The organism is Campylobacter ureolyticus, from assembly GCF_027277485.1.
GTDB lineage: Bacteria > Campylobacterota > Campylobacteria > Campylobacterales > Campylobacteraceae > Campylobacter_B > Campylobacter_B ureolyticus_B.
Genome location: NZ_JAPXGQ010000063.1, coordinates 1 through 255, shown reverse-complemented (window position 1 = coordinate 255; position 255 = coordinate 1). Strand labels below are relative to the sequence as shown.

The 255-nt window shown below is 43.1% G+C and carries 1 rRNA gene; it reads right to left on the bottom strand.

The features are described from left to right. Window positions 1-255 (bottom strand): 23S ribosomal RNA (locus tag O6B72_RS09455); the annotation flags it as partial.

Below are 255 nucleotides of genomic sequence, written 5' to 3'. Positions count from 1 at the left end.
AGCTATTACGCTATCTTTAAAGGATGGCTGCTTCTAAGCCAACCTCCTGGTTGTTTAAGTAACTTCACATCGTTTTCCACTTAAATAAGATTTTGGGACCTTAGTCGGTAGTCTGGGTTGTTCCCCTTTTGACGACGGATTTTATCACTCGCCGCCTGACTGCTATGATTACATTAAAGGTATTCGGAGTTTGATAGGGTTTGGTACATTGGTGTATGCCCTAGCCCATTCAGTGCTCTACCCCCTCTAATTACT